Origin of the sequence: Clostridioides sp. ZZV15-6597, from assembly GCF_020657815.1 — a bacterium.
GTDB lineage: Bacteria > Bacillota > Clostridia > Peptostreptococcales > Peptostreptococcaceae > Clostridioides.
Window position 1 is genome coordinate 1 of the sequence record NZ_JAGWCT010000132.1, and the last position, 9,373, is coordinate 9,373.

Below are 9,373 nucleotides of genomic sequence, written 5' to 3' on the forward strand. Positions count from 1 at the left end.
TGTTCTCCCTCTGGAGTTTGTCCGTCTGATGGTTGTTCTCCCTCTGGAGTTTGTCCATCTGATGGTTGTTCTCCCTCTGGAGTTTGTCCATCTGATGGTTGTTCTCCCTCTGGAGTTTGTCCATCTGATGGTTGTTCTCCCTCTGGAGTTTGTCCGTCTGATGGTTGTTCTCCCTCTGGAGTTTGTCCATCTGATGGTTGTTCTCCTTCTGGAGCTTGCCCGTCTGATGGTTGTTCTCCTTCTGGAGTTTGACCTTCTGATGGCTTCTCCCCATCAAATACTACATCTTTGCCATTCATTTCAGCAGCATAAGATACTATTGGTGTAAATGTAGTAAATGCCATACTCAAAGCGATGGCTAAACTAATTATACTTGATTTTTTAATTTTTAATTTCAAAATTCTCCTGATACTAAAAATATATATTGTATCTATCTAATATAATTCAAAATATTATATTATTGTATAGATTTGATTCCACAATACATCTTTAGCATGTTCAATTAGGGTCGTTAATCCTAACCAGTTCTCTAATGAACTTCTTAATATTTCTATTAAGCACAGACTATATCATTACCTAATAATTAGGTACTCCCCATTTCCCCACACTTGTAGGTACGAGATTTCTCTCTAGTCGTTGAAGTTTCTTCTTTTCGAAGCTTACCTGCTGATTATCCATTTTTAAGGCACTTAGGGTTTAACCTTATGCTATCTAACTAATTTTTTCTACTTTCGTAACCGTCAAGTATCTATCAAATAGATACTCTATCACACCTATCCTTATTTCATGATTATGTTGTGGTTTAGTTAGCTTTAGGAACTTCCAGCAATTAAAGGAGTTTTGGGCAGATGTTCTACCACTCTACACTCTTTATGAATGTAGGGAGCTATTTCAAAAATATATTTTATATCTATATTTACTATGATTTATGTACTTTATTATGTCTGTTTATATATTTTTGATAATTAAAAGTTACTCCTATTTATATTTATAGCAGGTTGCACTACTAACTCCATATATCCCTTAAGTGCCCAAATTTAAGATATACTTCACAGTTTCTATAAATAGGTTTTTGTAATTTTTATTTTTTTAATGTTTTGTTCAATGTTTTAACTCTTTAAGTGCACTTTTTATGAATGTATTAAAATACAAACTAATATTTCAAGATAATTTTTCTAATATAAGACAAAAATTCGTTTTTATACTAAAAAAGATACCATAGAGTATCTTTAAATAACACAAAAACTTTTACTCTATTTGGATAGTTGACTAAATTTAATTTAGATATGTCAATACAAATCACATATTTGAGCTTTACTATTTTTGTCTGATATAATTTTAATAGCTATTGTCATTATTATACAATATAGATGAATTTTTGTCTATTTTTTCCATCTTATTTGCACATCTTATCAATTTAACTTATATGTTACATCAAAAAACATCCTCAGAAGTAATTTTTAAGATTCACTTCTAAAGATGTTTTTATTATATGGCTTTACATTAATTAATTATTTTATTTTTAATCTTACGTCACCTTTTATTCTTCTTATTAATGGGTGATTAACTGTTCTCATTACATGGTCAGTGATATGGTATACACCTAATTTTAATTTTGGTGCAGAACCCATTACTGTATTACTACAGTCAGTACAGTTACCTATTAATATAACTTCTGCTCCAGCTTTTTTAAATTCTATACATTTTTGAGCTTGTCCTGGACAGTGTCCTGGATTTTCACATTTTAATGCACCTTTTATTTCTTGAGCTTGTTTACATTTTTGAACTGATACTATATCAGTAACGCCCATTTTAGCTGCTATGTCTCTCATTCTTTCTTCGTTAGGTCCACATGCACAGACTAAAAGACCCATCTTTCTCTTTTCATTAACAAATGGCATAGTAACTATTATACCACCACTAGTTTTAGTTATTGGAGTATCTAAAGTAGTAGCTTTTCCTGTGAAAGGTCCTCCTAGGATTATTTCACCATATTCACCTTTTATTCCACCAGCTCTTTCAATTAATTCTCCAACAGTAGTTCCGATTGGCACATCTTCAAATACTATAGATTCTTTTCCACTGTTTAATTGACCAACTACAGTTATATTTTTAGATATAACTGGTCTTTTTTGCTCAACAGCTTCTACTATTCTAGTTAATGTTTCTACGTTTATTACTACTGCATTAGCTTCTGAAGGTAATTGAGTTGGCTCAAGTAATTTTCCTAGAACATCTCTTACTATAGCTCTTTCTTCTCCCATTGGGTACATATCAACTAGTTCAGCAACCTCTATATTATCTCCTGGTTTTATTACTTTTTTGAATGCTGCTATTGCTTCTGGATGTTTGCTCTTTATTGCTAGCATACCTTTTCCAGCATTAGTAACTTCCATAGCATATTTTATACCTTTGTAAACTATTTCTGGATTTTCTTCTATTTCTTTTATGTTATGAGCTAGTAAAGGTTCACATTCAGCTGCATTTGCTAATATTGTTCCACCTTTTAAATCTATATTTAATTTTATATGAGTAGGGAATCCTGCTCCACCCATTCCTACAACTCCAGCTTCTTTAATTAAATCAAGTATACTTTCTCCTTTTAATGGTTCAAAAGTATCATCTTGTGCTTCATCAGCTTCAATTACTATAGCTTGGTCATTTATTTCACTTATTTTTCCACTAACACTGGCATAAATATTTGCTCCTAATCCAGCTGGTTCTGCGATTAGAGTTCCTTTTTTTACTACATCTCCAACACTTACTACTGGCTTATCTGGACCACCAACGTGTTGTTTTAATAAAATAGAATATAGTTTGTTCAACTAGTACGCCCCCTTAAATATATTAATTTTTTTTATAAGCTGTTCAAATAATATTAATCTTGTTTTTCTATTACAAGACTTTAACATATTGTTTATTTCTATAGAACATATCGCTTATTATCAAAGCAATTTCTATGCCAACTTTTAAACAAAGTTATACCCTTTGAAAATACTATCTTACAGCGTTTGTAATTCAATTTAATCATTTAAACTCAATAAAAAAAAGTCAATTATTAGACGCTTTTTTTACTGATTTAATCTATAATTATTGATATTACATACATGCATAAAAAAGTGTCAAAAAATAGACACCGTCTTTTTATCGACACTTTTCTAACATATACTATACAATTTTCCACAACACTACTAAAAATATACATTTATTGATTATTAATTTTTTGGTTTTTGTACTCCATTAGAATCAACTATGTAATTATCTTTATATAATAAATCAGATATTTTTACTAAGCTATATCCATCTTTTTTAAGTCGATTTATTATGGTATCCAAATAGTTATCTACATCATTTATATTAGCATGAAATAAAACTATTGAACCAGGCTGAGCTTCTTTTATTACTTTTTCAATTACATGATTTGGGCCAAGTTCTTTCCAATCTATCGAATCTACATCCCACTTAATTACTTTATAACCTAAATCTCCACAAATGTCCATAGCTTTATTGTTTACGTCTCCAAAAGGAGGTCTAAATAGATTGGTCTTTTTACCTGTTATATTAAATATTTTTTCTGATGTAGTTTCTATTTCTTCTGTTATATCCTCTTTTGATATTTCTTTTAAATTAGCATGAGTATTTGAATGATTTCCAATCTCATGTCCTTTTTCATCTATAGCTTTAACAATTTCTTCATTATCATCCACCCAACTACCAACTAGAAAAAAAGTAGCTTTTATGTTATGTTTATCTAAAATTTTAAGAATATCATCCATGTTATCAGTTCCCCAAGCAACATCAAAACTCAGAGCTATCTTTTTCTCATTTGTATCAACTCTATATATAGGCATTTTTGAGCTATCAGATTTAGAGCATACATATTTTATTCCATAAACAAGAGCAAATATTAATACCAATAACAATGAAAAAAATAAAACACTATATATTAAAGCTTTAGTTCTCTTAACTTCTCTTTTCATACTATTCCCCCTTTTAAATAAATTCTTCTATATTTAAAATTTATTTTTTTTTAGCTCAAAAAAGTACTGTAATATTTAATTTATAGGACAACAAATAAAAAAATAAACTCTATATTAGACCAATTAACCTCTTTAAAATACTACTTTTTTTAATTTTTTTATATTTTTTACATTTTTACCTTTATTTTTCTGTATATATTATTTTTATTTTGGAGAAATTAGTATTAACATCACATAAATAAAAGTGTTGTTAGACATCATAAACTAATTATTTAAGGAGGAAATTTACTATGTCAAATTCAAACAGAACAGTAGTGCCAGAGGCAAAAGCAGCTTTAAATCAAATGAAATTAGAAATAGCTAACGAAATAGGTTTATCTAACTATGAAAACATAGACAAAGGTAACTTAACAGCTAGAGAAAATGGATATGTTGGTGGATACATGACTAAGAAATTAGTTGAAATGGCTGAAAGACAAATGGCTGGAAAATAGATAGTAAATTTTGACACCTGGGTATCAACAGGGCTGCCGATTGGTAGCCCTGTTTTCTTGTCTTCATTTATAAAATTAATTTTATATAATTTGTTAAAGATTAATGATACTATACAAATTATTCTTTTAATTTTGTATAAATTAGTTTAATATATTATATATAGAAATAGTTTGACGGAGGATGATATTTATGTTTGAAAACTCATCTGAAGAATTAGCTTATCACAAACTTTTAATTTTGTATATATTGGAAAAAATTAAAATGGACTTAACTAATTCTCAAATAACTCAAGTAGTATTAGAGACTGAAATGATGAATTACTTTTCATTACAACAACTTTTATCTCAGCTTATGGAATCTAAGTTTTTGACTACATATAAAGACTCTGACAGAGAATATTATGCTCTTACTCAAAGAGGCGTAGAAAGTCTAGAATACTTTTTTAATCGAATACCTACTAGTGTTACTGAAAAAATAGACAAGTATATAGATTCTAATAAAGAAAATTTACTAGCAGATACTCAAGTAAAATCTAGCTTCGTAAAACAAAGTGATAATGAATTCATTGTCAATCTTAGAGTCATAGAAAATCAATCTAACTTAATAGATTTAAATCTAAATGTTTCATCAGAGAAACAAGCAAAACTTATTTGTAACAATTGGAAAAACAATGCATCTTATATGTATGCTGAAGTTATCGACTTACTTATAAGAGACATACATTAAGGCCTACAAACAAACTATAGTTGTAGGCTCTTTTCCTACCTTGATTACCTTTATTAATTTGTTATTTGCAGTTTCATAGACTTTAACTGAGTTCTCTTGAGTATCTGATACAAATAATAACTTTTCATCTTTAGATATTTCTAATCCCTGAGGAATTCCATCTATTTCAATATTTCCAATATATTTACTTGTTGTATAATCCAAAATTCTTACATTATTATAACCCAAGTCAGCAACATAAACTTTTTTCCCACTATAATTAAACCTTATTTCTACTGGCAATAAGAATTCATATAATACCTTTTTTATATCCATACTTACTTCATCAACTATTACAAGCTTTCCATCAAGTGTTGATATATACATTTCCTTCTTTTGTTTATCAAGTGCTATATGCCATGCTCTAAAGTCCATATTGATTTTCTTTTGTATACTTTTATTTATTGTGTCTATACATACTATCGAATTTATACATGGTACATATAGCTTTTTACTCTCTCTGTCAAAATCAAATCCATGTGGCATATTATCAACGCCAATGATTCCTATTGGATTTAATGTGTTTTTATCCAATACATATATGCTATTTGAATCTTCATTTGCTACAAATAACTCATTATCACTAAGCATAACTTGACTAAGACTTCCTCCTATAGAAACAGTATCAATTATTTTATCATTACTTAAGTCTAAAACATATAGTATTCCATTGCTCGAACTAGGTATGTATATCAAATTTTTTTCCTTTTCTATGCAAAAATGATGTGGATATATATTATCCTCTAATACTATTTCTTTTTCTAGTTCAAGCGTAGAATAATCAACTATACTAATGCTCTTTGATAGGTAGTTAGAAATATAGATTTTCATATAACCCCTCCTCTCTACAATACATATACTACAATAATATATTATTTTATTAGCTTGTATTATGCTTTATAGTTGCATTATTATACATATATTTGGTATTATTATTGATGTTGACACAATGAAATAATAATTAATGGAGGTCTTTTTTATGAAGGTTACTTTTAACCCAAGTGGTGTTTGTTGTAGAGAGATGTTTTTTGAAGTTGATGAAAATAATGTGATTGTTGATGCTGAGTTTATAGGCGGATGTAATGGAAATTTATTAGGGCTTAAGAGTTTAATAATTGGTCAAAATGCTCTTGAAATTGCTGATAAATTAAATGGTATTGATTGTGGAGGTAAAGGTACTTCTTGCCCAGACCAATTATCTAAAGCCATTCGTCAATCTATCTAGATATTGATAATATATAGTAATACACTCATCTAAAAACTGATTTTATTAAAAAAGGAGTTGTCTATTATTTTAGCCAACTCCTCTTTATATGTCTTTTATTTTTATCTATATATTTATATGTATTTATTTTATAAGATTATAATTTCTTTACCAAAGTTCTTACTGTGCCTATCATATATAAAGAACCTGCACTTATTATAATATCATCCTTATTTGATGTTTCCAATGTATAATTAACTGCATCTTCTATTTCATATTTTGACGTTACATCACTTACATATTTTAATATTTTTTCTTTTAATATATCTGAATTTATAGCTCTTGGATTATTAGGAGTTGTTGTCACTACTTTGCTAAATTTAGGCATTAGTATGTCCAAAACACCATCAATATCTTTATCTTCCAACATACCTATTAATAAAGTTAGTTTTTTATCTTTAAAATGTTTATCAAGTGCTTTTGCTAAAGATTTTGCTCCATCTTCGTTATGTGCTCCATCTATTATAAAAATTGGACTTTCTTTTATCTTTTCTATTCTTCCTGGCCATTTAGTAGTTATGAGACCTTCTCTTATAGATTCTTCACTTACATTATCTAATTTTTTTGTATCTTTTAGATATTTTAGTACACTCATTGCCAATATAGAATTATTTATTTGATGTTCACCTATCAACGTTATTTCAAGATTCTTATAAGTTTCTCCCATTACATTACAATCATACACTTGAAAGTTTATGTTTGATTTTTTTATATTTATATTGTCAAAATTAACTTCTATGTATTTTGCATTTTTTTCTTTGCAAACTGACTTTATAGCATCCTTTGCTTCATCAGTCTGGTCATATACAAGTACTACTCCATTTTCCTTTATTATACCAGCTTTTTCATATGCTATTTTTTCTATTGTATCTCCAAGTATTCCTGTATGGTCTAAACTTATAGATGTTATTACACTTACAAGTGATTTTGTTATTATATTTGTAGCATCATATCTTCCACCTAATCCAACTTCTAAAGCTACAAAATCTACTTTTTGCTCTGAATAGTAATAAAATGCCATTGCAGTAACTACTTCAAATTCAGTTGGATATGCATAACCTTGGCTTACCATAACTTCTATCTTTTCTTTTATTAAATCAATTATTCTAGCAACATCTTCTTGTGGTATATTCTCTCCATTTACTCTTATACGCTCAGTAAAAGTTTCTAGATATGGAGATGTGTATAGGCCGACCTTATATCCACTTTCTCTTAGTATATTAGAAATAAAAGAACACACCGAACCTTTTCCATTAGTTCCAGCTACATGTATTATATTTAAAGTTTCTTGTGGATTTCCCAACAGTTCTAATAATTTCCCAATATTCTCTAAACCTAATCTTATACCAAACTTATTGGTTTGTGATATATATTCTAATGCTTCTTCATATTTCATTATCTAATTCCCCCTGTATTGGCATTTTATTTTATGTTATCTAATTATAGTATATTTTTCACTTTTAATCTACTGACAAAGAATACATATAATCTAACACCTTCTACATTAAATTTGGTTCATAAATTTTTATTTATCTTTTGTATTTGTATATCTTTCTACTAATTCAGTTAATGTATATATGGAAACTAAGTCATATTTTGATATGTCCATATAATTAAATTTCAAATCAAATCTGTTCTCTAATTTTTCTAATAGATTAAAACAATTATCATAAACTAATCCTATCTCTTTATTAAAAAGGCTACATTGAAATAATTTTTCATTATCAGCTTCAGTATTTAAACACTCTCTAATAACATCAGCAACTTCCACAAGCAGAGCATTTTCCTTATCATATAAATCCACTTTAAAATCTGGAATCCTACTATACTTGTCTAAATCACAACTACTCCAACAATTTTTGGTTGCTAGAGACTCGAGTTTTTTATTTAACGCGTATATTGTTATGTTTGGCTCTTCTGACAATATTTTAGCTATTTTCCCAGTAAATTTTGCAGCTACATAACTATTACATTTTGGTGGTAATCTGAAAGAATTATTTATATCACAACTTATATATGAATTACTATCCATAACACATTGAACATCATATTTTTTATTGTACCAAAAAGAATTCTCTATATCCAAAGTAGAAGCCCTTACACCTATGACATTGTTAAACATAGCTGGATAACTCAAGTCAAAGTTATTAGCTAAGGAACATACTATTATCTTTCCTTTTCTAAACAATTCATAGCAAACTTCAAATAAGCCCTTAACACTTTCTACACCTATAACTGATAAACTTAAGTTAATCAGTCTTATATTAGTATCCAAAAGGTATTTTAATGCCTCTTCAAGAACCTTTATATTTGTAATACTATCTTTATTACCTAAAATTTTTATCACAAATAGCTCTACATCTTCATACTCCTTTTTGATTATTGATGCACAAGCAGTTCCATGACCATCTTCATCATCAAATTTGTCTGATATAAAAATATAGTCATGTATACATTCAAAAGCAATTCCTCCAACTAAGTTATCTTTTAAGTAATCATGTTCTTTATCTATTCCTGTATCTAATACTGCAACCTTAACTTTATTATTCATATCACATATATTCTCCATTACTAAAAGTTTTTAATATATCTACATTAATAGTTCATCTTAAACCTTAATTTAAGTGGCACAATTTATCTTTTAAATGCTCTATTTGTTGCTAAAAACATAAAATAAGTACACTATATACTTAATTTATCTTAATTATATCAATTATTGTCATCAAATTGTTAAATATTACGATAAAATTTTTAGATTTATATCACAATTTAGAATTATTTGTAAAAAGGGGATTGTCTTTTCTATTAGACAATCCCCTTGTATATTTTGTTATTCATTATTCACAATTAACTATTAATTATATTTCAT

At 28.0% G+C, this 9,373-nt stretch carries 8 protein-coding genes, 1 pseudogene and 1 riboswitch; of the genes and pseudogenes, 3 read left to right on the top strand and 6 right to left on the bottom strand.

Annotation, left to right across the window (positions count from 1 at the left end):
• From KGF52_RS18790 to KGF52_RS18800, 3 genes and pseudogenes are all read right to left on the bottom strand, one after another.
• Positions 1 to 398 (bottom strand): annotated as a pseudogene (locus tag KGF52_RS18790) (cell surface protein); the annotation flags it as partial.
• A 585-nt stretch (positions 399 to 983) separates the two neighbouring features.
• A riboswitch (cyclic di-GMP riboswitch) is annotated at positions 984 to 1,069 on the bottom strand.
• Between the two features lie 442 nt (positions 1,070 to 1,511).
• Complete coding sequence (gene prdC, locus KGF52_RS18795) at positions 1,512 to 2,825, bottom strand: proline reductase-associated electron transfer protein PrdC (protein WP_227433704.1); 1,314 nt, start codon at positions 2,823 to 2,825, stop codon at positions 1,512 to 1,514.
• Between the two features lie 390 nt (positions 2,826 to 3,215).
• Positions 3,216 to 3,980 carry a polysaccharide deacetylase family protein gene (locus tag KGF52_RS18800; protein WP_227841237.1) on the bottom strand — a complete coding sequence of 255 codons (765 nt, stop codon included), beginning with the start codon at positions 3,978 to 3,980 and terminating at the stop codon, positions 3,216 to 3,218.
• Between the two features lie 290 nt (positions 3,981 to 4,270).
• Here KGF52_RS18800 and KGF52_RS18805 point away from each other — a divergent pair, with 290 nt between their 5' ends.
• Together KGF52_RS18805 and KGF52_RS18810 are read left to right on the top strand one after the other, a co-directional pair.
• Positions 4,271 to 4,474, top strand: a complete 204-nt coding sequence (locus tag KGF52_RS18805) for an alpha/beta-type small acid-soluble spore protein (protein WP_003422115.1) — start codon at positions 4,271 to 4,273, stop codon at positions 4,472 to 4,474.
• Positions 4,475 to 4,664: 190 nt separating this feature from the next.
• Entirely contained in the window at positions 4,665 to 5,201 is a 537-nt protein-coding gene (locus KGF52_RS18810; RefSeq protein WP_009891708.1) for a DUF4364 family protein, read from the top strand.
• 3 nt (positions 5,202 to 5,204) lie between these two features.
• Here KGF52_RS18810 and KGF52_RS18815 read toward each other — a convergent pair whose 3' ends face one another.
• Positions 5,205 to 6,071 (bottom strand): YncE family protein, encoded by an 867-nt coding sequence (locus KGF52_RS18815; protein WP_227433702.1) that lies wholly within the window; start codon positions 6,069 to 6,071, stop codon positions 5,205 to 5,207.
• Between the two features lie 148 nt (positions 6,072 to 6,219).
• Between KGF52_RS18815 and KGF52_RS18820 the strand changes: the two genes are divergently transcribed.
• Positions 6,220 to 6,465, top strand: a complete 246-nt coding sequence (locus KGF52_RS18820; RefSeq protein WP_227433701.1) for a TIGR03905 family TSCPD domain-containing protein — start codon at positions 6,220 to 6,222, stop codon at positions 6,463 to 6,465.
• A 136-nt stretch (positions 6,466 to 6,601) separates the two neighbouring features.
• On the opposite strand, the gene KGF52_RS18825 is transcribed toward KGF52_RS18820, so the two are convergent.
• On the bottom strand, positions 6,602 to 7,900 hold the full coding sequence (locus KGF52_RS18825) for a bifunctional folylpolyglutamate synthase/dihydrofolate synthase (protein WP_227841238.1): 1,299 nt from the start codon (positions 7,898 to 7,900) through the stop codon (positions 6,602 to 6,604).
• Positions 7,901 to 8,029: 129 nt separating this feature from the next.
• Positions 8,030 to 9,055 (bottom strand): S8 family peptidase, encoded by a 1,026-nt coding sequence (locus KGF52_RS18830; protein ID WP_227841239.1) that lies wholly within the window; start codon positions 9,053 to 9,055, stop codon positions 8,030 to 8,032.
• Positions 9,056 to 9,373: the final 318 nt, after the last annotated feature.